Origin of the sequence: Enterococcus pernyi, from assembly GCF_045371165.1 — a bacterium.
Classification (GTDB): domain Bacteria; phylum Bacillota; class Bacilli; order Lactobacillales; family Enterococcaceae; genus Enterococcus_B; species Enterococcus_B pernyi.
The window spans coordinates 19,317-43,605 of record NZ_JBIQDM010000010.1 but is presented as its reverse complement, the minus strand read 5'-3'; the positions used below and the strand labels follow the sequence as shown (position 1 = coordinate 43,605).

The following is a 24,289-nucleotide window of genomic DNA, read 5'->3' as shown; positions in this document are numbered from 1 at the left end:
GACTGGGCTAAACTAAAAATAATAAATCGTAATTTAGGAGTGACACATTTGGATGCACGTTATGCAATCATATTAGCCGCGGGTAAAGGTACTCGCATGAAATCAAAACTATACAAGGTCCTACACCCTGTTTCTGGGAAACCGATGGTCGAACACATCATCAACCGTGTAAGTGAGACAAACCCTGATCAAATCGTGACGATCGTTGGTCACGGTGCAGAGAAAGTCAAAGCTCAGCTAGGCGAACGTAGCGAGTATGCGTTACAAGCGGAACAACTTGGGACGGGTCATGCGGTACTACAAGCAGCCTCATTTTTAGCAGGTAAGGAAGGCACGACGTTAGTCATCAGTGGTGACACCCCTTTATTGACAACTGAGACGTTGAACAACTTGTTTGAATACCATCAAGGGAAAAATGCAAGTGCTACGATTTTGACTGCACAAGCAGAAGATCCGACAGGTTATGGCAGAATCATTCGTGACCATGTAGGAATCGTTGAAAAAATCGTTGAGCAAAAAGACGCTTCGCCAGAAGAAGCGTTAGTTCAAGAAATCAATACAGGAACTTACTGTTTCGATAACAAAGCGTTATTTGAAGCGTTGAATAAAGTAGGAACAGACAATGCACAAGGCGAGTATTATTTAACAGACATCGTTGAGATCCTAAAAGATGCTGGAAATCCAGTTGCTGCGTATCAGACGGAAGATTTCGATGAGTGTATGGGTGTCAATGATCGTATGGCACTAGCAAAAGCAAACGAGTTGATGCGCCAAAGAATCAACAAAAAACATATGGTCAATGGCGTTAGCTTGGTTGATCCTGCAACTACGTATATTGATGCAGATGTTGTGATTGGTTCAGATACAGTGATCGAAGCGGGCGTTCAGATCCAAGGAGAAACAGAAATTGGTGAAGATTGTTTTATTGGTGCACATTCACGTATTGTTGATAGCAAGATCGGTGACCAAGTAGTCATCGAAAACTCAGTGATCGAACACAGTGTGGTCAAAAGTAAAGCAGATGTAGGACCGTATGCCCATTTACGTCCAAAAGCAGAAATTGCAGAAGGCGTCCATATCGGCAACTTTGTAGAAGTGAAAAATGCAAAAATAGGCAAAAACACAAAAGTTGGTCACTTGACGTATGTCGGGGATGCAACACTAGGTGAAGAAATCAATGTGGGGTGTGGTGTCGTCTTTGTCAATTATGACGGAAAAGCAAAACATCATACAACAGTCGGTGACCATAGTTTCATTGGGTCAAATGCGAATCTTGTGGCGCCAGTAGACGTGGCAGAGAATACATGTATCGCTGCTGGTTCGACGATCACTAACGATGTTCCTGAACATGCGATGGCAATCGCACGCGCTAGACAAGTCAATAAAGAAGGATACGCGAAGAAACTCCCATATTCAAATTGATACTTTTTGCAAAATCACTTGATTTATTCGGCAAATATGACTAGTATTTATTAGGTAGTAGAGTTGTGAAAAAGAAAGCGGAGGTCCTCATGTCCAAACATTACTTTGATCCAAGATTAAAAATATTTGCATTAAACTCAAATCGTCCATTGGCAGAAAAAATTGCTGCAGCTGTTGGGGTTGAATTAGGAAAATCATCGGTCACTCAATTTAGTGATGGTGAGATCCAAGTCAATATCGAAGAAAGTATCCGTGGTTCACACGTATACGTTATTCAATCAACAAGTAGTCCGGTAAATGATAACCTGATGGAACTGTTGATCATGATCGATGCATTGAAGCGTGCAAGTGCCAAAACGATCAACGTTGTAATGCCGTATTACGGCTACGCACGTCAAGACCGTAAAGCGCGCGCGCGTGAACCAATCACTGCAAAATTAGTGGCAAATATGATCCAAAAAGCTGGAGCAACAAGAATGTTGACACTTGACTTGCACGCAGTCCAAATCCAAGGTTTCTTTGATATTCCGGTCGACCATTTGATGGGCGCACCACTGATTGCGAATTACTTCTTAGAAAAAGGGATTCAAGGCGATGATGTTGTCGTTGTTTCACCTGACCATGGTGGTGTTACTCGTGCACGTAAATTGGCTGAATTTTTAAAAGCACCAATTGCAATCATCGATAAACGCCGTCCAAAAGCAAACGTGGCAGAAGTGATGAATATCATTGGTCAAGTAGAAGGCAAAACGTGTGTCTTGATCGATGACATGATCGATACAGCTGGAACGATCACATTGGCTGCTAATGCCTTGAAAGAAGCTGGAGCAGTGAGCGTTTATGCTTCATGTACACATCCTGTGTTGTCAGGACCTGCTTTACAAAGAATCGAAGACTCTGCAATCGAGCGCTTAGTTGTAACGGATTCAATCTATTTGCCAGAAGATCGCAAAATTGATAAGATTGACGAAGTAAGCGTTGGTGGCTTGATGGGTGACGCAATCAAACGTATCCATGAAAACAAACCAGTTAGTCCTTTATTTGAAACAAAAAGATAAAGGAAAATAAAAACTAAATAATTACAATCACAAAGGGGAGTCCATTTTGGGCTGAGACTGAATATATTCTAAACCCTTCGTACCTGTTTCGGTTATGCGAGCGTAGGAATTGTGAATGAATAGCTAGTGTGAAAGCACGAAGCTGTTTGTAAAAAAACAAACTTGCTTCCTCCTTTGTGATGTCCAATTATAAAGGAGGAAGCTTTTTTATGAATAAGAATCATCGTGTCTGGATCGAGGGAACGATCGTCGCAGCATTATCTTTAGTGTTGTCGATGATTCCTCTACAAATAGGTAGTAGTTTTGAAATCTCACTCGGGCAAATCCCTTTAACTTTATTTGCCTTGAGAAGGGGTTGGAAAGCTGGTATGGGATCGGCTTTTCTATGGGGAATCCTTCATTTTCCCATGGGGACTGTCTATTACTTGAGTGTCATCCAAGTGTTGATCGAGTATCCGATCGCGTTTACGTTTGCTGGCGTTGCAGGAATTTTTTCGCAAAGAATGCAACAGAGTTATCTGCAAGGCAATCGTAAGAAAATGGCCTCAACGATTATTTTAGCGACATTCGTTGGTGTGACTGCCAGATATTTCTGGCATTTTGTCGCTGGGGTTGCTTTTTGGGGGAGTTTCGCACTATGGGGAATGAATCCATGGTTGTTCTCTTTAGTCATGAATGGCGCTAGTGGGTTAGCTACGGGGATTGTAACAACTATTGTCCTATTAGGTATTGAACAGACCGTTCCTTCTTTATTTGTAGCCGAAGGGTTGCAGGTACGTAAAAGTAAAAATTAAAAAAAAGCGTAAAGGCAGCTGACCTTTACGCTTTTTTAGTGGAGTTGACTGTCATTATACAAATGTGTTGTAGACAAAATCAGAAACGTTGCCGTCTAGTTGCCAACGTTGTTGAGTGGCATGATAGACGAGAACAGCTACCGGTTTTTCTTCCAAGTAACGTGTTCCTTTTAATTTCCAAACGTAATCTTCAATGACATAAATCGGGATCTCATACTTGTCATCGACCAAACCTGCTTGATCAAACGAAAAAATGATTCCTTCTTGCATCAAATTACGCATCTTTTTCAGTATCTCCACACTGATTTTTTCAACAGGGATCTCTTTTCGAAAGAATGATTTTTTTTCGTTGATTTTTCCCGCCAAGATCGTGCTTAACTTGTTGGCAAAAATCCGATAAAATTCATCTAAATAACGATAATAGGTTCTACCTAGATGATCGCTCAAATCAAAATAAACAAAGTTATTTTGTAATTTATAGAAAAAAGGTGAATGGAGATGTGTTTTCATATGACCAAAATAAAGCAACTCTGAGATTTCTAAAGGGCTTAATTCTTTTAACATCGTCAAATCCGTAAAATCGATCCATTTAAGATCCGTACTGTTGTTACGGCTGCGAACGGTTTGGAAAAATCTTTGGATATTCTCAGTTCCACGAATGACCTTCAAGCCTGTGTGTGATTCATATTCTCCAGCAGATGCGGAAGGGTCCAACAAAAGTAGATTTTGAGGAAAATGCACGATGCTATTTGAAAAATCATTGATAGTCAGCCCTTTGGTCAAAACGGCGTTACTAGTTGTATCGATATGTACATATACTGAATCACTCATCATGCTCCTCCTCCCCTGTATCTCATCCCTTTCATTTTACAACATTTACTGAAAAAAAGCTTGTTTCTTTTATTTTAAAATTCGATTACAAAGCAACTTTTTTTTATGAATAAACGATGAACATAGAGTAAAAATTTATATATATATAACACTGTTATCAGATGACTATTCACCCCCACCCTTTTTTTCTGATTACTGATATAATAAAAGAAAAAGAGAATCCGAGGTGTCTATGAAAGTTCAAAAAGTCTATTGGTCGGAACGTTATCAGCAGAATCGAGTGCAGCAAGCAAAACAACTTTTTAGTTTTTTTACTACACATCAAGAAAGCCGGCAACATTTTTGTCAACAGGCAAAAAAACAACAGGCATGGAAGATCGTATCGAAAAGGCTGAACATTTACTTTACTGCAGAAATAACGAATGAAAAATTGATCTATACCAACGTGTTGATTGAAGAAGAATATTGGCAGTGGTCCGATATTTTCCTATTGCTAGAAAGTACGGTTCGTTATTTTTTCAAAAAATACGGACTCGTCCGCTTTGATCATTCAATCTCACCGAACATGATCGACCTTTTCCACCAAAGTGGTTATTTGGGAACGCAATCGTTTGAGAAGGAAATATCCTATCATACCGGTCTTGTCTTAGGCGGAGGAGGGGCTCATGGTGCTTATCAAATAGGTGTTTGGAAAGCATTGAAAGAAGAAAATCTAGAGATTTCACTCGTTACTGGTACTTCTGTAGGTGCGCTAAATGGGGCTTTGGTCGTTCAGGATCAACTAACACAAGCCATTGACTTGTGGCAGGAACTGTCAACCAATCAAGTATTGGCTTTACCAGAGGTTGCCTTATCAGAAGATTTGAGGCAACGTTATATCCAAGAAGCCAGCTTGATGACACGTCGTGCAGTAGTCGAAGGAGGAACCTCGATTGCACCGTTGGAAGCATTACTAGAGCAGTACCTAGATGCGGAAAAAATCAAATGTACAGAAAAACCGCAACTCTATACAATCGCAACTAAAATCCCAGAATTTCAAGAAACAGTTACAAGGATCCAAGCATTAGCACCAACAGAAATCGCCGATTGGGTCCTCGCCTCTGCTTCTTTTTATCCTGCCATGGCTTATCGTCAGATTGACGGATCAAAATATGTTGATGGGGGCTATCGAAATAACGTGCCAGTAGATGTTGCTATCCAACAAGGTGCAACCGAAGTCTTGATTGTCGATGTCCAAGGACCTGGGGTGACAAAAAAATACAAGGAACCTGATGCTTTGGTGACCTGGAAATGTTGTTCAAACTGGTCTTTAGGTGGTTTCTTAGTTTTTGAGCGACAAAGAAACCAATTGAATATCCAATTAGGTTATTTAGAGGCTAAAAAATGTTTAGGGATCTATCAAGGAAACTGGTATACGTTTGAAACAGCAAAGCCAGCTGAACGTTATTGGCGACGTTTCTTACGTTTCTTAGTCGAAACACTTGATTTAGACGTATCCTTTTTTTACAAAGAAAAATTCTGGCGGGACTTGCGTAATGTATATAAAGACAGGGTCACAAGTGAAACATGCGGATTGGCGATGCTTGAGCTACTAGCGAAACAAAAATTGATCTTACCGAATAAAGTGTATACCGTCGAAGAAATATTACCGCTCATTTGCCAAGAAAGTAAAATTGATGAAGCATTTTTAAAAAAGGTTGGACAATTAAATGCCAGCGAATGGTTGAAGTTTCGAAAACTGGAACGAAATGCTAAAATACACGTAATGAAGGAACACGCGATCTATCAATACGTGAAAGAAAAAAAGAGTGATCGCTTACAACGACAACTCAATGCAGATACAGTAGAAACTTTGATGTATCTCTATCTTTATCATCTAAAGGAGGAATAAAAATGGCACAAGAATTCTCATATGAGATCGTAGAAGAAATTGCAGTTTTATCTGAAAACAATAAGGGATGGCGCAAAGAATTGAACTTAGTGAGTTGGAATGGCAGACCACCAAAATTTGACTTGCGGGATTGGGCACCGGACCATGAAAAAATGGGTAAGGGACTAACATTAACGAACGAAGAGTTTGAAGAGTTACAAAAAGCAATTAAAAATATGTAAAAGAAAGGACTCTGTCGCATGAAGAGCATGACTGGCTTTGGCAATGCCATCCGCGAAAAAAAGAACTATCAACTTGAAATCGAGATCAAAAGCGTCAATCAACGGTTTTTAGATATCCAGATACGTAGCCCTAAAGTATTAGGCTTTGTTGAGAATGAATTGAGACAATTGATCAAAACGAAGTTAAGTCGAGGACGTGTCGATGTCTTTATTAATTTAACATACTTAGGTGAACAAGATAAAAAAGTGACGATCAATTGGCAACTGATCGATACGCTCTATACACAGATGACTACCGGTATTAAAGAAAGGTATGGCGAAGCGAACGCATTGTCGATCGGTAAACTGATCGAACGTTTTGCACTAAACGAAGAGTTTGTGACAATTGCTGAAGCAACGGAAGAGGATCAAGAATTACTTGCACAATTAGCGAAAGAAACGATGCAAACAGCACTTCGTTCAATCGAAGAAAGTCGGAGTATAGAAGGCCAAGCCATGGCGAACGTGTTACTTCAACAAACCGCAGAATTAAAACAAAATATTGCTGGATTAGCTAACTTTGTCGAGATTTATGAGCAAGAATTTCAGACGAGATACCAAGAAAAATTAGAAGCTTTTCTTGGTGCAGAAGTTGAGCGAGATCGTTTATTGACCGAAATAGCGATTCTTTTAGAGCGTGGCGATATCCATGAAGAAATCGACCGTTTAATCATCCATACGCAGAAATTGGAAGAGCTACTTGAAGCAGATTACCCCATGGGTAGAGAACTAGATTTCCTTTTACAAGAGATGAATCGCGAAATCAATACGATCGGCTCAAAATCAAGCGCGATCGAAATCAAAAACCATGTCGTTCAGTCTAAAACGATTTTAGAAAAAATACGTGAGCAAATCCAAAATATTGAATAAGTGTCCAGCCTGTCTAATTGATGACCTATCCGTTAGGCAGGCTTATTTCCGAAGAGGTTACTCCTGTTCCCGCCGTTTATTCATTTTTTAGGTATCCAACAAAAGTAATTTTTACTTTTGTCTCGGACTCTTTAGTGGGAAGTAGACTAGCTTTTTCTAGGTTTTCTAGCTATAATAAAAAAATAGCCTTGAAAGTTGCAAGAAAAAAGTGCAAAATAAGCAATAGTATAAAAAAGACTAGTTGAAAGGACGTCGTCATGTCAGAGCGTGGATTATTAATCGTGTTGTCTGGTCCATCCGGTGTGGGAAAAGGCACAGTGCGAAAAGCAATTTTTGAGAGTGAGGATAATGATTTCCAATATTCGATTTCGATGACGACACGCAAGATGCGTGAAGGAGAAGTTGAAGGAGTCGACTACTATTTCCGAAGCCGCGAAGAATTTGAACAAATGATCGCTAAAGGCGAAATGTTGGAATATGCAGAATATGTCGGGAATTATTATGGTACACCACTATCGTATGTCAACAAAACCTTAGACGAAGGAAAAGACGTTTTTCTTGAAATTGAAGTCCAAGGTGCACAACAAGTAAAAGAAAAAGTACCTGACGGCGTATTTATTTTCCTGACGCCCCCAGATTTAGCAGAATTGAAATCACGAATCGTTGGGCGTGGGACAGATGCAGATGAAGTAATCGAAGAACGAATGAAAGTCGCTAAGGAAGAAATCGAGATGATGGCACTGTATGACTATGCTGTTGTCAATGATGAAGTTCCATTAGCGGTCAACCGAATCAAAGATATTATTGCAAGTGAACATTTCCGTGTCGATCGTGTCATCGGAAAATATATCAAAATGTTAAAGGAGATGTAGTCTTATGATGTTAAAACCTTCAATCGACTCATTATTAGATCGCGTGAACTCAAAATATTCTCTAGTGATCTTAGCAAGTAAACGTGCACATGAATTAGACGCAAAAGCACAACCAACAATGGATTCATTTGATTCTGTCAAAAGCGTTGGACAAGCTTTAGAAGAAATCGAAGCAGGAAATGTGATCAGTGATCCACACCCTGAATTAAAACGTGAACGTCTACGTATGGAAGACGAAGAACGTCGTGCGCAAAAAGACCGTGCACAACAAGAATTAGAGTCTCGTATCCGTGACGAGCAAAAACTATAAAATCAATTCACTATTCAGCTTATGGATAGCAAAAGATTTGAGCTTGGGAAATGTTCCTAGGCTCTTTTTTTTCCTGCGTTAATTTTTTGTTAGGATTTGGCAGAAAGTAAGACAAAACAAGGAATCTCTAGTAAAATAGGCAAGAGCCATTTTGTGTTTAAAACCAAGATGAAGAAAGGAGAAGGAGTCCATGACTGTTATTGCGGATGTGATTGTCGATGTACCAACGATGCAAACCGACCAAGCATTCACCTACTTGGTTCCTTCTGAAATGGAAGCGGCTATCCAAGTCGGTATGCGTGTAGCGATACCATTTGGAAACGGCAATCGCCAAGTCCAAGGCTTTGTGATGGCGTTGACAGCCAACGAACAACCTATAAAAAAAGAATTAAAGCCAATCCTTCAATTACTTGACCTGGCACCTGTTGTCAATCAAGAGTTGATGAGGTTAGCAGACTATATGAAAACCATTACGTATGCTTTTAAAATCACCTGTTTACAAACCATGCTACCAAGTGTCATGAAAGCAGAATACGATAAGCTCATTTACCCAGTGACCGATGAACCAGAAGTCGTTGCATTTTTCGCAGGTAGACAAGAGATTTCTTGGAAGGAAGCGGAAGAAACTGGGATTTTACCGCAATTGATCCGTTGGCGTAAAAACAAGCTAGTTGATATCCGTTACGAAGTCCATACAAAAAACAAAGTGAAAACGATCCGTGTCGTTCACTCTCTTTTGTCAAAAGGACAACTCGATGAAGCTTGGGGCACCTTGAGGCAAAATGCGAAAAAACAAAAAGAATTACTTCTTTATTTGTCAGAAATGGAAAAACCAATGCCTATTGCTTATTTCAAAGAAAAAGGAGTCAGTTCTGCCGTATTGAATCAAGGTAGAGATAAAGGTTGGTTGCGTATCGAAGAAGTCGAAAGTTATCGTGACCCTTATAAAGATCGGGTATTTGAACGAACGACTGCCTTACAATTGAATGAAGAACAACAATCGGCGGTTCAGCAGATCATTGAAGCCTGTCATCAGGAAAAGAATGAAACCTTTTTACTTGAAGGAATTACTGGTAGTGGGAAAACGGAAGTCTACCTTCAAGCCATTGCTGATGTCTTGGCAGAGAAGAAGACAGCAATCATGTTGGTTCCTGAAATCGCATTGACCCCTCAGATGGTCGAACGTTTTAAAGGGCGCTTTGGAGAATCCGTCGCAGTTTTACATAGTGGCTTATCTCAAGGTGAGAAATATGATGAATGGCGTAAAATCGAGCGCAATGAAGCGCAGGTCGTCGTCGGTGCGCGTTCAGCGATCTTTGCCCCACTAGAGAACATTGGGTTGATCATCATTGATGAAGAGCATGAATCGAGCTATAAACAAGATGAAACCCCGCGTTACCATGCCAGAGATTTAGCTATATGGCGTGGGAATTACCATCATTGCCCGATCGTTTTGGGGAGCGCGACACCTTCCCTCGAATCAAGAGCCCGTGCACAAAAAGGGGTCTATCGCATGTTGCATTTGAGTCAGCGTGCGAAAATGAGTGCGCAATTACCTGAGATCGAAGTCGTTGATATGCGTGAAGAATTCGAAAAGAATCAGACATCGACGTTCTCTCAATTATTACAAGAAAAAATCCAAGATCGATTAGAGAAAAAAGAACAGACAGTTCTTCTATTGAATCGACGAGGGTATTCTTCCTTTGTGATGTGCCGAGATTGTGGCTTTGTCTTGCCTTGCCCAAATTGCGATATCTCATTGACTCTCCATATGGATTCTCGCTCGATGCGTTGCCATTATTGTGGACATGAAGAAGCGATCCCGCATCGTTGTCCAAATTGTGGGGAAAACAAGATCCGGTATTATGGAACGGGAACACAAAAAGTGGAAGAAGAGTTAAAAGCACTGTATCCTCAAGCAAGAATCTTGCGGATGGATGTGGATACCACCAGAAAAAAAGGCGCGCATGAACGAATCTTACAAAAATTTGGGGACAAACAAGCGGATATTCTACTAGGAACGCAGATGATCGCAAAAGGGTTAGATTTTCCTGATGTGACCTTAGTCGGCGTTCTAAATGCAGACACTTCGTTGAACCTGCCAGATTTTCGTTCTAGTGAACATACCTTCCAATTATTGACACAAGTCTCCGGAAGGGCAGGAAGAGCCGAAAAAGCTGGGGAAGTCGTGATCCAAACATTTAATCCGAATCACTATGCGGTAACTTTAGCAAAGGAACAAAATTATGAACGCTTTTATCAACAAGAAATGAATGTACGCCATCGTGGAGGCTATCCGCCTTATTACTTCACTGTGAAAATCACGACGAGTCATCCAGAAGAACAAGTCGCAGCCAAAAAAATCTTTCAGATCGCCAGTCAATTAAAACAAGTATTAGGAACGAACAGCCTTCTGTTAGGTCCGGTACCTAGCACCGTTTTACGTGTGAAAAATCGCTATTACTATCAGCTGATCATCAAATATAAACATGAACCAGAACTGCCTAACGTCCTGAAAGAAATTTTGGATCAAAGTCAAAAAGAACAGCGACAAAATCTATTTGTTGCGATCGACAACGAGCCGCTACATTTTATTTAAGAAAGGAAACACTATGCGTTATCCAATAATGATCCACCCAAATAAAAAATTGAATCGAAAAGCCCAACCAATCGATATGATCACTGATGAGACTATCGTCTTGTTAGATAACTTGTATGAAACAATGGTGGCAAATGACGGCGTCGGCATCGCCGCGCCGCAAGTCGGCAAAAATCAACGGATCGCTATTGTTGAAGTCGATGAAGGGGATAAATTTGAACTCATCAATCCTGAGATCATCGAGGCAAAAGGAGAAAGTATCGATGTGGAAGGTTGCTTAAGTATTCCGCATGTCTACGGTACAGTCAAACGTGCAGATGAAGTAACAGTTCGATATTATGATCGTGACGGAGAGGAAATCGAAGTTACCGCGTTTGGCTATCTTGCACGTGCCTTTCAACATGAGATCGATCACTTAGATGGGATTTTATTTATCGATAAAATGATCGAACAAATCCCCGAAGAAAAACTCGAAGAATACATGGAGGAACATTTAGATGACTAAAATCGTATTTATGGGAACCCCAGCATTTTCAGTTCCTGTACTAGAAGGGCTGATCGACCAAGGGTATGAGATCGTCGCTGTCGTGACACAACCTGATCGACCAGTGGGAAGAAAAAAAATCATTACCCCAACACCTGTGAAAGTGGCGGCTTTGAAGCACGATCTTCTTGTGCTACAGCCAGAAAAAATCACGGGTTCTCCAGAAATGCAAACAATCATTGATTTGCAACCAGATGTGCTGGTAACAGCAGCATTTGGTCAATTCTTACCGGAGAAACTATTGCAAGTTCCAACACATGGAGCAATCAATGTTCATGCCTCTTTGTTGCCAAAATATCGTGGGGGTGCACCAGTCCATTATTCCATTATCAACGGGGAAAAAGAGACAGGTGTAACGATTATGGAGATGATCAAGAAAATGGATGCGGGCGGTATTTTCTCACAAGCAAGCCTACCAATCACTAAACAAGATGATGTCGGTACGATGTTTGAAAAACTTAGTCTATTAGGCAAAGAGTTATTGCTAGAAACACTACCAAAGATCATTTCTGGCGAATTGACGCCTACGCCTCAAAATGAGGACCAAGCAACGTTTTCACCGAATATCACACGTGAACAAGAAGCAATCAATTGGGAAAAAACAGCAGAAGAAATCGACTGCCAAGTTCGTGGCATGCGTCCATGGCCCATTGCTTTTACAACCTATGAAGGAACACGCTGGAAGCTTTGGGCAGTAGATGTGTTGGCAGATGAAACGACATCTGAAACACCAGGAACTATCATCCATAAAGATAAAAAACAATTATGGGTAGCTTGTGGGGAACAGACGGTATTATCGATCAAAGAACTACAACCTGCCGGTAAAGCAAAACAACTAATACAAGAATTCCTAAATGGCAGTGGACAACAAGTCGCTGTAGGACAGCAGGTGAAATAATGGCGAAAATACCAAAAAAAATGAAACGTTCGGTTCGCTTTATGGCGTTGATGACATTAGAGCGTGTCAACAAAGGTGGAGCATACTCCAATCTATTGTTGAATGAGATGATCAACCAAGGCGACCTTAACCAAAAAGATATCGGTCTGTTTACAGAACTAGTGTATGGAACGATCAGTCGCCATCGTTTGATTGCATTTTATGTTGCGCCATTGATTGCAAATGCAAAAAAAGTGGATGACTGGGTCAAAACTTTGCTGTATTTGTCTGTCTATCAACTCGAATTTTTAGATAAAGTACCTGATCATGCAATTTTGAATGAAGCAGTAGAAATTGCAAAAATCAAAGGTAACCCCGGCACAGGGAAATTTGTGAATGGTGTATTAAGAAATTATTTACGTCAAGGAAAACCTGATCTGGAAACTATCACAGATGAAGTCGAACGTTTAGCCGTTAAATTAAGTCTGCCGAATTGGCTGACACAGCGCTTAATTGACCAAATCGGCTACGAGGAAACAGAAAGGTTAGGTCTTTCATTGTATCAACCAAGTCATGTGAGTGGCCGTATTGATACCCGTAAACTTTCGCGTGAACAAGCACTGGATCAATTGAAAGAAGAAGGACTAGATGTAAAAGCAAGTCCAATAAGCCCATATGGTGTGATTGCTGAAAAGGGCAGACTCGCCTCTACGACACTTTTTCACGATGGCTTGATGACGATCCAAGATGAAAGCTCGATGCTTGTTGCACCAGCGATGCAGATTGAGCCAGAACATCATGTACTAGATGCCTGCGCTGCCCCTGGTGGCAAAACGACCCATATCGCCACGTTCCTTGATCCAACTTGTGGAGGAGAAGTCGTGGCTCTAGATGTCCATGACCACAAAGTAAAACTAGTGGAAGAGAACGCTCGCCGTTTAGGAGTTGCCAACGCAGTGTTCGCACAAAAAATGGATGCACGTGAAGTCAAAGAACAGTTTGAAGCAGAACAATTTGACCGTATTTTAGTAGATGCTCCATGTTCCGGTTTTGGCTTGTTACGCCGAAAACCAGATATTCGTTATAAAAATAATGAAAAAGAATTAGCCAATTTACCGGCTATCCAACTAGCTATTTTGGAAAGTGTGGCTACGGCTCTTAAACCTTCAGGAATATTGACCTACAGTACTTGTACGATTTTGAAAGAAGAGAATCAAGAAGTTGTTTCAGCGTTTTTACAACGACATCCTGATTTTGAGAAGATTGATGTTTTAGTTGATCCTGTGCTACAATCATCAATCAAGGATAAGATGTTGACGTTGTATCCACATCAATCTTATACAGATGGCTTTTTCATTTGTTGTTTGCGCAAAAAGTAATGAGGTGAAAGTATGCAGATTGAATATCAATCAGATGTAGGAAGAAGACGTAATACGAATCAAGATTATGTCAGTGTATTTGAAAACCAAGTCGGTCTCACGCTGGCGGTTTTAGCAGATGGCATGGGTGGGCACCGCGCAGGCGATATTGCTAGTCAAATGGCCGTCACAAATTTAGGGAAAGCCTGGGAAGAGCAAGCGTTACTTGATGACGAAAAAATCGCGCAGTGGTTTATCCAAGCGATCCAAGAAGAAAACCGCGCGATTCATCAATTAGGACAAGAACAGCTTGAATATAACGGAATGGGAACAACGATCGTAGCAGCTGCCCTATCAGAGGAACGTTTCACGATTGCCAATGTTGGCGATAGTCGTGCGTATTTGCTTCGCGATAATCGGATCATTCGCTTGACGGAAGACCATTCTTTAGTAAATGAATTAGTCAAATCTGGTGAAATCAGCGAAGAAATGGCCGTCAATCATCCACGTAAGAATATCTTGACTCGATCTGTCGGCATGCCAGGATCATTAGAAGTCGATGTTGCAACGTATCTTTGGCAACTCCAAGATCGTTTGCTTCTATGTTCGGATGGTTTGACGAATATGCTGTCAGAAGAAACGATCGGTACGATCATCAATCAAGAAGGATCATTATCAGAAAAAGTAACGCAATTAGTGGATCAAGCAAATGAAGCTGGCGGAGCAGATAATATCAGCGTTCTTCTTATTGAATACAAGGAGGATGTTGCATGATTGAGCCAGGAAGAAAATTAAATGGTCGTTACCAAATTACCGGTAACATCGGTAGTGGCGGTATGGCAAATGTCTTTTTAGCCCATGACTTGATTTTAGATCGAGATGTTGCAATCAAAGTCCTACGCTTTGATTTCCAAAATGACCAAACGGCGATCCGTCGTTTTCAACGAGAAGCATTAGCGGCAACCGAATTAGTTCATCCAAATATCGTCAGTGTTTATGATGTCGGTGAAGAAGATAACATGCAGTACTTAGTTATGGAATATGTAAAGGGAATGGATTTAAAACGTTATATCCAAACGCACTATCCGATTCCTTATGAAACAGCAGTAAACATCATGCAACAAATCTTGTCTGCGATTTCTTTAGCACATAGCCATCAAATCATCCACCGAGATCTAAAACCACAAAATGTCTTGATCGATAATGAAGGTGTTGTGAAAATCACCGATTTTGGTATTGCGATTGCTTTATCGGAAACATCGATCACCCAAACGAATACGATGCTTGGTTCGGTTCACTACCTTTCACCAGAACAAGCAAGAGGTAGTATGGCGACAAAACAATCAGATATCTATGCGTTAGGGATCATTTTATATGAAATGCTGACAGGAAGCGTTCCTTTTGATGGGGAATCAGCTGTCACCATTGCACTGAAACATTTTCAGGATGATTTGCCTTCAATCAAAGAGTTAGATCCAGGGGCACCTCAGTCATTGGAGAATGTTGTCTTGAAAGCAACAGCCAAAGAACCTGTCGACCGGTATAAAACGGCAGAAGAAATGGCAGATGACCTAGCAACGGTGTTGTCGTTAGAACGAGCAAACGAAGAAAAATGGCAACCCCAGGCGATGGACAACGAAACAAGAGTATTGACACCACTGACGGCAGAAACACCGATGCCAGATTCCTTTAAGTCAATGCCTCTTCCCGAAGAGAAACCAGCGGAAGAATTACCAGATCCCGAAGAAACAATGCCAGATGTAAAGACTAAAAAAAGAAAAAAATGGTGGATCATTTTGCTGGTCTTGCTTGCTTTGTTAGGAATTGGGACAGCGATTTTATTTGCTTCAGGTGGACGAGGAGAAGTAACGGTTCCCGATGTTTCGGGTCAATCCGAAGCTTCAGCAAGAGAAGCTTTGACACAAGCAAAATTAAAGGTAGCAACGAACACTGAAGAAATTGCTGACGATACGATTGAGAAAGGAAATGTGGTCAAAACAGATCCAGCCTCAGGAACAACAGTGAAACAAAATCGTGAAGTCACGCTTTATATCAGTACAGGTAAGAAGAAAATCCAACTCGATGATTTTACGGGTATGTCTTACGATGAAGCGCGCAAGCAGCTACTGGATTTAGGTTTCTCTTCAAGTAGAATCAAAAAAGAAGAAGAATTTAGTGATGAGGTCACTAGTGGAAATATCATCTCGCAATCAGAAGATGAAGGAACAGAAGTCGATCCCACATCAGATACGATTACTTTTACTGTTAGTAAAGGAAGTCAGCCGACGATGAGCGATTACACCGGACAAAACTATGAAACAGTTCTTAGTATTTTGAGAACGAATGGCTATACGAATATCAGTGCAACGAATGATTATAGTGATACGGTCCCAGCCGGTGCAATCATCAGTCAGTCACCAAGTTTTGGGGAACCATTGACGGATGCGACATTTATTAGTTTCGTGGTGAGTCAAGGACCAGATGCGAAGACACTGAATGACATTTCTGGTTATACGAAAAGTGATGCGCAAAGTTACTTATCTGGTATCGGTGCCGACTACATTGGTCATGAAACGTATGAGTTTTCAGATACAGTAGAAAAAGACAAAGTGATCCGTACAGATCCAGGAGTAGGTGCATCAATCACATCAGGAACGATCGTCAATGTGATTTACTCAAAAGGACCAGACCCAGCGAAAGCATCATCAAGTTCTGAAAAAGATTCTTCCAGCAGTTCTTCTAGCAGTTCAAGCAGTAGTTCAAGTTCCGAAACAACTAGTAGTAGTACCACCACACCGTCCTCGACGGATAGTGACTAGTAGACAGAATTAAAAGAACTAAAACGATAATGAAAAAAATAGATCTGAGAATTCAAAATGTCGGCGGCATTTGAGGAAATTCTTAGGTCTATTTTTTGGTGATTTCTCCTAACTTCTGCTGTCCTATGGTAAAATATACTAAAATTGGAGGTGGGTTTCATTAAAGGGCAAATCAGAAAAGCAATAAGTGGATTTTATTACGTATATAAAGATGGAGAGACCTATCAGACACGAGGTCGAGGGAATTTTCGTAATCGAAAGATCACGCCCCTTGTTGGCGATCAAGTCATATTTGAAAGTGAAAACAAGACCGATGGCTATCTACTAGAAGTTTTACCACGTAAAAATCAATTAGTACGACCACCAGTAGCAAATGTTGATTTAGGAGTTGTTGTGACGAGTTTGATCGAACCAACATTCTCTTATAATCTACTCGACCGTTTTTTAGTCATGTTGGAATATGAATCGATCGAGCCAGTGATCTATTTGACGAAAACGGATTTAGCTGTCGATTCTACACAAATAAAAGAAATTAAAGAGACTTACGAAAAAATCGGCTATCCAGTGATCGTCCCTCGCACACAGGGTGACACGGATGAATTAGTTCGCTATTTTCCAGAAAGACTGACTGTTTTCATGGGACAGTCAGGTGCAGGTAAATCGACGTTGCTCAACCAGATCTCACCAGAGCTTGAGTTAGAAACAGGTGAAATATCTGATTCTTTGGGACGTGGACGTCACACGACAAGACATGTCGAGTTATTACCACTCTATGATGGATTGGTTGCCGATACACCAGGTTTCAGTTCTATTGATTTCTTAGTCATCGAACCTGTCGAGTTATCCAAACAATTCCCTGAATTTGTCGATGCTTCTGTAGACTGTCGCTTTAGAGAGTGTATGCACGTAAAAGAGCCAGATTGTGAAGTCAAACGAAGAGTGGCGGCAAAAGAAATTGCACAGACTCGCTATGACAATTACTTGCAATTTTTGCAAGAAGTTGAAAACCGTAAACCGATGTACAACAAAAAAGAAACTAGAAGAAAGTAGGAGGGTATTTTTATGAAAATAGCACCATCGATTTTAAGCGCAGATTTCGCCAATCTCCAAGCAGACATTGAACGAGTAGAAAAAGGTGGAGCAGACTATATCCATGTGGACGTAATGGACGGCCAATTCGTTCCTAACATTACATTCGGATCGAATGTAGTGCAAGCAATCCGTCCGGTCACAAAACTACCTTTAGACGTTCATTTGATGATCATCAATCCTGAAAATTATATTGCTGATTTTGCAAAAGCAGGTTCAGATATCATTACGGTCCATGTGGAATCGACACCACATATCCATCGTGCGATCCAGATGATCAAAGATTTAGATGTCAAAGCAGGGGTCGTTATCAATCCTGGTACACCGATCGAAATGATCAAGCATGTTTTGCCTTTAGTTGATCAAGTGTTAGTGATGACAGTCAATCCAGGATTTGGCGGACAAAGCTTTATTACAGAAACAGTGGATAAAATCGCAGAGTTAGCGGAATTACGCAAGGTGAACGATTGGACCTATCAAATCGAAGTGGATGGTGGAATCGTTCCAGAAACTGCAAAAATTTGTCGTGAAGCAGGTGCAGACGTATTTGTTGCAGGCTCCTATGTCTATAGTGCAGAAGATCCAGCAGCTCAAATCGATCAATTGAAAAAGGCATTAGGCTAATGGAAGTATTACTTGTTGCAGGCGGATCACCAGAAAATTGGCCAGACTTGTCACAGCAATCATTTGATCAATACGTGGGCATTGACCGTGGGGCACTCTATTTACTTGAAAAAGGCTATTCATTAGATCTAGCAATCGGTGATTTTGATTCATTGTCTTCCTCGGAATATCAACGAGTATCCGATAAAGCTGTCGAAGTACACCAAGCGCCAGCAGAGAAAGACGATACGGACACTCAGCTAGGTTTAGCAAAGACATTCGAACACTTTCCAGAAGCAAGCGTGACACTGATCGGTGCAACTGGTGGAAGATTAGATCATTTATTAGCTAATCTATGGTTAGCATTAGAACCACGGTTTCAACCCTTTATACGACAGATCCAAATACAAGACAAACAAAACGTAATCACTTACTATCTACCAGGAGCTTACGAGATAAAAAAAATTCCTGAAATGAAGTATTTGGCTTACTGTTGTTTGACACCTGTTAGTCAATTGACATTATCTGACAGCAAATATCAACTATCAAACGAGGAAGTATCTCGTCCAACTTCTTATGCAAGCAATGAATTTGTCACTGACAAAGCATCCTTCAGCTTCTCTGAAGGAATCATTTCAGTCATCCAAAGTAAAGATTGATGGATCGGTTCAGGACAAAGTAGCAAAAGAAATGAAGCGGAAAAATGACAGTTTAAATTATTTGCTAAAAAAAGCTTAAAAGAAGGGTCGAGCCTTTTGTTTCCCCTTATTTAATGATAAAATTACAGGTAAGAGTCTAATTTAATTCGAGGTGTCTTTGTGAAGAAGTTCAATCCTAATAAAAATATCATTATTACCTTAGTCATCGTTATTATTGTAGTAACGGTCCTAAGTGTGACAGCTGCCCAGCGAGCGAATGAAGGAAAGCCCAATTTCTTCCAATCTATTGTGAACGACAGTGTCTCTTTTGTCGATCGGACGATTTCTGCTCCGGTCAAATGGGTCCAAAATGGCGTGGATTCAGTACATCATCTTTTCACCACCTATTCAGAAAATGAACGGTTAAAAGAAAAAATCGACAGCTATGATGAGATAGCTCAAAAAAACAAGAACATGCAAAAAGAAATCGATGCACTAAAAAGCGAACTCGATTTAAGCCAAACGTTGACGAGTTATGAAAGAGTCACAGCAAATGTGATCACTCGTTCACCTGACTCATGGCAAGATCTATTAGTCGTCGATAAAGGATCAAATGATGGAATCGAAGTCAATATGGCAGTCATGGCGCAAAAAGGTTTAGTCGGACGTGTCATTGAAGTCAATGCCACTTCTTCTAAAGTAGAATTGCTGACTTCATCAAATGTAAGTTCCAACCATTTTCCTGTCCGCGTATCTTCTGGAAACGGAGAATCTTTCGGTTTACTCAAGAATTATGACGAAAAGTTACAAGCGCTAGTTGTGACACAGCTAACAGGTGACAGTGAAATCAAAGAGGGCGACGTAGTACAAACATCAGGTCTTGGAGGCAACTCGCCAGCAGATCTACAAATCGGTACAGTCATCAAAACAAAACCAGATAGTTATGGGCTAGATCGCGAAGTCTATGTCAAACCTTATGCGGATATGTATGATCTCCCAGTAGTAACGATCATCAAACGTCTTGTGGAGGAATAGTCCATGCTGAAAAAAGAGAAAATGACCATTTATTTGCCGATCCTCCTGTTCCTACTCATGTTGATCGATGGGCACTTTACCCGAATGATGATCAGGTGGTCGAGCGGTGACTACATGGCAAGTGCGCATCTTTTGATATTGGTTTTACTATTTTGCAGTTTGAGTTTTTCCAAACGCTACTTACTGATCACGACATTAGTTTTAGGTATTATCTTTGATTCTTACTATATTGGTGTAATTGGTATTTACGCAGTTGCTTTACCTTTATTAGTATTTATCATGTATGGGATGAAATCGGTCATCCATGTAAATATTTTTACTGAGTTTTTTAGCCTCATCATTTTCATCACAGGCTATGAGTTGTTTACATTGATCGTACAAATGGTATTCAAACTTGCGAGTGTAGATAGTACGTACTTTATCACTAAATATTTAGGCCCAACATTATTATTGAATATGGTATTGTTCGCTCTACTTGTATTCCCATTAAAGAAGCTATTCAAAGAAGGTCGGGACAGAGGTGTTTAGTCTCGAGAAATAAGGCGCCATCCACGGAAATTGTTTTTCAAATTTTTGTGGATGGCGCCTTATTGCCGAAGAAGTTACTTCTGTGCCCGCCATTTAATCTGTTTTAGGTGGTGCGAGAGGCCCAATGTCTCAGCCTTTTTTTATTTAATTTAAAACGAACATTATTTAATTATTGAAAAATGTATTATGAAAATAACCATGTCATCTTACATTTCTGTCATTATAATCAGTTGTTTTGAAATGTTTTTGTAACATAACTATTATCTCATTGACATACAGCTATGGTACAATTTTGTTATCGTTAAGAAAGACTTAAATATTTTTAGATATTTATTAAATTAAGCCAGTCGGAGGAATGAAGAGTGAAAAAGAGTTTAATATCAGCAGTAATGGTAAGTTCAATGGCCTTGACTGCCGTAGCATCACCGATCGCAGCCGCGGCGGAAGATTTTGATTCTCAAATACAACAACAAGATCAAAAAATTGCGGAATTACAAAACCAACAAGCAAGTGCCCAATCTCAAATCGAGGCATTAGAAGGTCAAGTCGCTGACATCAATACAAAAGCTGAAACTTTATTAGCTAATCAAGCAACATTACGTCAAGAGTCTTCTCAATTGACACAAGAAATTGCTGATCTACAAGAACGTATCGAAAAACGTGAAGCAACGATCCAAGAGCAAGCACGTGAAACACAAGTTAAAGGTACAAGCTCTAACTACATCGATGCAGTATTGAATGCTGAGTCATTCTCAGATGCTATCGGACGCGTTCAAGCAATGTCATCAATTGTACGTGCGAACCAAGACTTAGTGAAACAACAAAAAGAAGACAAACAGGCAGTTGAAGATAAAAAAGCTGAAAATGAAGCGAAGCTACAAGAGTTAGCAGAAAACCAAGCGGCTTTAGAATCACAAAAAGGCGACTTACTATCAAAACAAGCTGATTTAAATGTCCTAAAAACTACTTTAGCGGCTGAACAAGCAACAGCAGAAGATAAAAAAGAAGACTTGAACCGCCAAAAAGCAGAAGCTGAAGCAGAGCAAGCACGTATTCGTGAACAAGCTCGTTTAGCAGAGCAAGCGCGTCAACAAGCAGCACAAGAACAAGCTGAAAGAGAAGCACGTGAACAAGCAGCAGTTGCCGCTGCAGCAGCACAAGAGCAAGAACAAGCTTCTTCTTCATCAGTACAAGAATCAACAGAAGTTTCTGAATCAGCTACTTCAGAATCATCATCAAGTGCTGAATCTTCAACAGAACAATCTTCAGTTCCTGAATCATCTACATCAACAGAAGATTCAACAACTGAAAGCAGTGTACCAGAATCTTCAACAGAAGAATCTACTACTACACCATCTGTTCCAGAAACAACAACACCATCAACGCCGGAGCCATCAACACCAGCTCCATCAACGCCGGAGCCATCAACGCCAGCTCCATCAACACCAGCTCCATCAACGCCGGAGCCATCAACACCGGCACCCTCAATTCCAGCGCCAACGGCTCCATCTACTAATGGAGCAGCGATTGTAGCTGAAGCGATGAAATACATTGGGACTCCTTATGTATGGGGTGGAAAAGATCCAAGTGGATTTGATTGTTCTGGATTTACACGCTATGTGTACCTACAAGTAACTGGTCGTGACATCGGTGGTTGGACTGTACCTCAAGAATCAGCAGGAGCTAGAATCTCAGTTTCTCAAGCAAAAGCTGGAGACTTATTATTCTGGGGAGCAGCTGGTGGCACTTACCACGTAGCAATTTCTTTAGGTGGCGGACAATACATCCACGCACCACAACCGGGCGAAAGTGTTAAAATTGGCTCAGTTCAATGGTATGCACCTGACTTTGCTGTAAGTATGTAATTTATGAAGAACTAACTCTAAAGTGAGTTAGTTCTTTTTTTACGAAACTAAAAAGGATCGAACAAACAGTTTTTGGTAACTGTCTGTTCGATCCTTTAAAATTTTCTTGCTTAGAAAGCATGATCAAATAAATTCTTCCGTCAATTCCATGAAGTTTTGGATATCTTCTAAGACCATGTTGATACCTGCTTGCCAAAAATCTGGTTTCGTTAAGTCTACACCTAAGTGTTTTTGAGCCAATTCTTCCGTTGTCATCGAAGCAGTATCGCGTAGTAAGTCGATATACTCTTGTTCAAAACTTGAACCTTGCTCGTTAGCATAGGCGTAAATACCTAAACTGAACAGGTAACCAAAGGTATAAGGGAAATTATAAAACGGTACATCATCAATAAAGAAATGTAGTTTTGCTGCCCAGAAATAAGGATGATAAGTAGATAATGCATTTGCATATCCTTCTTTTTGCGCTTCGATCATCATATCAGTGATCTCTTGTTCTGCGACTAGTCCTTTTTGTCGAGCAGTATAGAATTGATTTTCAAAGATAAAACGAGAATGGATATTCATGAACATAGCCAGAGCATTTTGTAGTTTCGTATCCAACAAATTGATTTTTTCTTCTTTTGTTGATGCCGCTTTAAGTGTTGCATCAGCTACGATCAATTCTGCAAAGGTACTTGCTGTTTCAGCAACATTCATCGCGTATTCACGATTCAACGCTGGAAGATCCCACATCGTACTACTATGGAAAGCGTGACCTAACTCATGGGCTAAAGTAGCGACTTCGTTGACTGAATTACTATAAGTCATGAAGATTCTAGATTCTTGTGTTTCAGGCAATTCGGTGCAGTAACCACCAGGTCGTTTGCCAGGACGATCCTCTGCTTCAATCCAACTTTTGTTAAAAGCGTCTTGAGCAAATTCAGCCATTTTAGGACTGAATTTATTGAAATTCTCAATGATAAATGCTGCCGCTTCATCAAAGGTAAAGGTTTTTTCTTTCATATCACCTAGAATGATCGGTGCATCTTGGTCTTGCCATTCCATTTTTTCTTTACCGAAAAGATTGGCTTTTCTTGTTAAGTAATCGACAAGGGGTTGTTTATTTTTTTGGATCGTCTCCCACATTACATCTAATGTTTCTTTTTTCAAGCGATTATATTCTAAAGGCTTTTGTAAGAAATCTGTTGTACCGTGTAGTTTATAGGTGGATAGACGGAACCCATCTAAATGATTCAAAGTGTCTGTAAATAAAGGTGCTTTTTCTTGCCAAGCAGTTTCCCAAGCTGTAAATAATTGTTTGCGGACTTCTGGATCAGGATCACCCATCATTTTATTGAATGCTTGACCAGCAGATAATTCAATGATTTCTCCCTCTTGTTCAAATGGTACAGTCACGCTAGCGACAATCGTATCATAATGACTACTCCAGGCATTCAAACCATCCAAAGATAATGTATTGATAATGTGCTCCTCGTTTTCAGATAACAAGCGTGCGCCATCGCGACGAATTTCGTTCATGCGAAAAGCAATCGGAGCTAATTGATCTTGAGCAATCAAGTGTGTCCATTCATTGTCAGATATTTCTGCAAATTTTTTCGATAAGATCGTATCTGCTGCTTGCCAACGTGGTAATGAAGCATAGAGTTTACCAGATAAAATCTTTGCATCGGAATCTTTTACATTAGCAGATAATAAAGCAGTAATATAACTATTACATTGGCTGAAGCCATTGGTTACTTTTTCTTGAAGTGCCAAAATCGTCACAAGAGAATCGATATCTTCGGATGAAAATGACCATTGATTGATTTGTTCGTAATATGTTTCTATTTGTCGTTCTAATTGAGCCAAACGTTCATTTAATTCAGTTGAAGCACTTCCTCCAGGAAAGATAGAATCTAAATCCCAGTTAAGCGAATAAGTCATCAAAAAACCCCTCTCATATTTATGGTACTATCTCTAGTATAGCATTTAAAGAAGGAATAAGTCTTGGAGAAATTATTGTTGTTTTATGAAAAAAAAGCTATCA

General features: G+C 40.3%; 22 protein-coding genes and 1 riboswitch. Of the genes, 20 read left to right on the top strand and 2 right to left on the bottom strand.

The genetic code is table 11. The annotated features are described in order from the left end of the window. Positions 1–48 precede the first annotated feature (48 nt). The 3 genes from glmU (at position 49) to thiT (ending at position 3,274) form a co-directional block, all read left to right on the top strand. Complete coding sequence (gene glmU, locus ACH0AK_RS11455) at positions 49–1,422, top strand: bifunctional UDP-N-acetylglucosamine diphosphorylase/glucosamine-1-phosphate N-acetyltransferase GlmU (protein WP_153830574.1); 1,374 nt, start codon at positions 49–51, stop codon at positions 1,420–1,422. Between the two features lie 89 nt (positions 1,423–1,511). After that, positions 1,512–2,480: a ribose-phosphate diphosphokinase gene (locus tag ACH0AK_RS11450; RefSeq protein ID WP_019722356.1), complete on the top strand. Its 969-nt coding sequence runs from the start codon at positions 1,512–1,514 to the stop codon at positions 2,478–2,480. A gap of 23 nt (positions 2,481–2,503) precedes the next feature. Next, positions 2,504–2,606: riboswitch (TPP riboswitch) on the top strand. Positions 2,607–2,689: 83 nt separating this feature from the next. Continuing rightward, positions 2,690–3,274: an energy-coupled thiamine transporter ThiT gene (gene thiT / locus ACH0AK_RS11445; protein WP_023520509.1), complete on the top strand. Its 585-nt coding sequence runs from the start codon at positions 2,690–2,692 to the stop codon at positions 3,272–3,274. Positions 3,275–3,328: 54 nt separating this feature from the next. Here thiT and ACH0AK_RS11440 read toward each other — a convergent pair whose 3' ends face one another. After that, entirely contained in the window at positions 3,329–4,105 is a 777-nt protein-coding gene (locus ACH0AK_RS11440) for a hypothetical protein (RefSeq protein WP_010734092.1), read from the bottom strand. A 232-nt stretch (positions 4,106–4,337) separates the two neighbouring features. Here ACH0AK_RS11440 and ACH0AK_RS11435 point away from each other — a divergent pair, with 232 nt between their 5' ends. The 17 genes from ACH0AK_RS11435 (at position 4,338) to ACH0AK_RS11355 (ending at position 22,263) form a co-directional block, all read left to right on the top strand. Beyond that, positions 4,338–5,996: a patatin-like phospholipase family protein gene (locus ACH0AK_RS11435; protein WP_438725418.1), complete on the top strand. Its 1,659-nt coding sequence runs from the start codon at positions 4,338–4,340 to the stop codon at positions 5,994–5,996. Between the two features lie 2 nt (positions 5,997–5,998). After that, positions 5,999–6,217, top strand: coding sequence for a YdbC family protein (locus tag ACH0AK_RS11430; protein WP_019722353.1), 219 nt, complete (start codon positions 5,999–6,001; stop codon positions 6,215–6,217). An 18-nt stretch (positions 6,218–6,235) separates the two neighbouring features. Next, positions 6,236–7,126, top strand: coding sequence for a YicC/YloC family endoribonuclease (locus ACH0AK_RS11425; RefSeq protein ID WP_023520506.1), 891 nt, complete (start codon positions 6,236–6,238; stop codon positions 7,124–7,126). A gap of 257 nt (positions 7,127–7,383) precedes the next feature. Then, complete coding sequence (gene gmk, locus ACH0AK_RS11420; RefSeq protein WP_010734096.1) at positions 7,384–7,998, top strand: guanylate kinase; 615 nt, start codon at positions 7,384–7,386, stop codon at positions 7,996–7,998. A gap of 4 nt (positions 7,999–8,002) precedes the next feature. Then, positions 8,003–8,308 carry a DNA-directed RNA polymerase subunit omega gene (gene rpoZ, locus ACH0AK_RS11415; protein ID WP_010734097.1) on the top strand — a complete coding sequence of 102 codons (306 nt, stop codon included), beginning with the start codon at positions 8,003–8,005 and terminating at the stop codon, positions 8,306–8,308. Positions 8,309–8,498: 190 nt separating this feature from the next. Continuing rightward, on the top strand, positions 8,499–10,907 hold the full coding sequence (priA, locus tag ACH0AK_RS11410; protein WP_023520505.1) for a primosomal protein N': 2,409 nt from the start codon (positions 8,499–8,501) through the stop codon (positions 10,905–10,907). 13 nt (positions 10,908–10,920) lie between these two features. Next, positions 10,921–11,412, top strand: a complete 492-nt coding sequence (def, locus tag ACH0AK_RS11405; RefSeq protein WP_019722350.1) for a peptide deformylase — start codon at positions 10,921–10,923, stop codon at positions 11,410–11,412. Then, complete coding sequence (gene fmt, locus ACH0AK_RS11400; protein ID WP_010734100.1) at positions 11,405–12,349, top strand: methionyl-tRNA formyltransferase; 945 nt, start codon at positions 11,405–11,407, stop codon at positions 12,347–12,349. Before def ends, fmt begins: the two co-directional genes overlap by 8 nt. Beyond that, positions 12,349–13,707: a 16S rRNA (cytosine(967)-C(5))-methyltransferase RsmB gene (gene rsmB / locus ACH0AK_RS11395; protein WP_023520503.1), complete on the top strand. Its 1,359-nt coding sequence runs from the start codon at positions 12,349–12,351 to the stop codon at positions 13,705–13,707. The genes fmt and rsmB overlap by 1 nt, the downstream gene beginning before the upstream one ends. Positions 13,708–13,719: 12 nt before the next feature. Next, on the top strand, positions 13,720–14,460 hold the full coding sequence (locus ACH0AK_RS11390) for a Stp1/IreP family PP2C-type Ser/Thr phosphatase (RefSeq protein WP_010734102.1): 741 nt from the start codon (positions 13,720–13,722) through the stop codon (positions 14,458–14,460). Continuing rightward, positions 14,457–16,505, top strand: a complete 2,049-nt coding sequence (gene pknB / locus ACH0AK_RS11385; RefSeq protein WP_010734103.1) for a Stk1 family PASTA domain-containing Ser/Thr kinase — start codon at positions 14,457–14,459, stop codon at positions 16,503–16,505. The genes ACH0AK_RS11390 and pknB overlap by 4 nt, the downstream gene beginning before the upstream one ends. A gap of 150 nt (positions 16,506–16,655) precedes the next feature. Further along, a complete protein-coding gene (gene rsgA / locus ACH0AK_RS11380; RefSeq protein ID WP_029593934.1) occupies positions 16,656–17,555 on the top strand; it encodes a ribosome small subunit-dependent GTPase A in 900 nt (299 codons plus the stop codon). A gap of 12 nt (positions 17,556–17,567) precedes the next feature. Then, positions 17,568–18,218: a ribulose-phosphate 3-epimerase gene (gene rpe, locus ACH0AK_RS11375; RefSeq protein ID WP_010734105.1), complete on the top strand. Its 651-nt coding sequence runs from the start codon at positions 17,568–17,570 to the stop codon at positions 18,216–18,218. After that, positions 18,218–18,856, top strand: coding sequence for a thiamine diphosphokinase (locus ACH0AK_RS11370; RefSeq protein ID WP_010734106.1), 639 nt, complete (start codon positions 18,218–18,220; stop codon positions 18,854–18,856). The genes rpe and ACH0AK_RS11370 overlap by 1 nt, the downstream gene beginning before the upstream one ends. A 159-nt stretch (positions 18,857–19,015) precedes the next feature. Continuing rightward, positions 19,016–19,870, top strand: coding sequence for a rod shape-determining protein MreC (gene mreC, locus ACH0AK_RS11365; RefSeq protein ID WP_010734107.1), 855 nt, complete (start codon positions 19,016–19,018; stop codon positions 19,868–19,870). A gap of 3 nt (positions 19,871–19,873) precedes the next feature. Next, entirely contained in the window at positions 19,874–20,398 is a 525-nt protein-coding gene (gene mreD / locus ACH0AK_RS11360) for a rod shape-determining protein MreD (RefSeq protein ID WP_010734108.1), read from the top strand. A 362-nt stretch (positions 20,399–20,760) separates the two neighbouring features. Further along, a complete protein-coding gene (locus ACH0AK_RS11355) occupies positions 20,761–22,263 on the top strand; it encodes a C40 family peptidase (protein WP_023520500.1) in 1,503 nt (500 codons plus the stop codon). A gap of 123 nt (positions 22,264–22,386) precedes the next feature. Here the strand turns inward: ACH0AK_RS11355 and ACH0AK_RS11350 are convergent, their stop codons facing one another. After that, positions 22,387–24,186 carry a M3 family oligoendopeptidase gene (locus ACH0AK_RS11350; RefSeq protein WP_010734111.1) on the bottom strand — a complete coding sequence of 600 codons (1,800 nt, stop codon included), beginning with the start codon at positions 24,184–24,186 and terminating at the stop codon, positions 22,387–22,389. Positions 24,187–24,289 lie beyond the last annotated feature (103 nt).